At 62.2% G+C, this 585-nt stretch carries 1 protein-coding gene; it reads left to right on the top strand.

Annotated features, from left to right (window positions below; translation table 11 throughout):
* A partial coding sequence (locus tag JCM21793_RS23250; RefSeq protein WP_025031891.1) for a YiaD family glycine zipper/OmpA-like lipoprotein occupies positions 1-479 on the top strand: 479 nt, incomplete at its 5' end.
* Positions 480-585 lie beyond the last annotated feature (106 nt).

Below are 585 nucleotides of genomic sequence, written 5' to 3'. Positions count from 1 at the left end.
TGATCGGCGCGGGCATCGGCGCACTGGCCGGCGGCGCGGTCGGTTCCTATATGGACCAGCAGGAAGCGCAGCTGCGCGGTCAGTTGCAGGGCACGGGCGTGAGCGTCACCCGCCAGGGCGACTACATCATCCTCAACATGCCCTCCAACATCACCTTTGCCACCGATTCGGCCAACATTCAGCCGGCCTTCTATTCCACGCTCAATTCGGTTGCGCTGGTTCTGCAGAAATACAATCGCACGCTGGTCGACGTGTTCGGTCACACCGATTCGACAGGCGACGCGAATTACAATCTGGAGCTCTCACAGCGCCGCGCCGGGGCCGTTGCCAATTACCTTATTGGTCAGGGCGCGAGTAGCCAGCGTTTTGCGATTATCGGCCAGGGCGAGGCTCAGCCGATCGCCTCCAACGCGACGCCGGAAGGCCGCGCACAGAACCGCCGCGTGGAAATCCGCCTGTCGCCGCTTACCGGCGCCTGATGATGCAGGCCTGATACCAGACAGGAAAAGCCGCCGGTGCCCGCCGGCGGCTTTTTCGTATCTAGATCGCCGTGCATCCATCCGGACGCACAAAGGACGATCTAAA

The sequence above is a fragment of the Nitratireductor aquibiodomus NL21 = JCM 21793 genome, from assembly GCF_000615975.1.
GTDB lineage: Bacteria > Pseudomonadota > Alphaproteobacteria > Rhizobiales > Rhizobiaceae > Nitratireductor > Nitratireductor aquibiodomus.
Note: the sequence above shows the minus strand (reverse complement) of the source record. Positions and strands in the feature narration are given on the sequence as shown.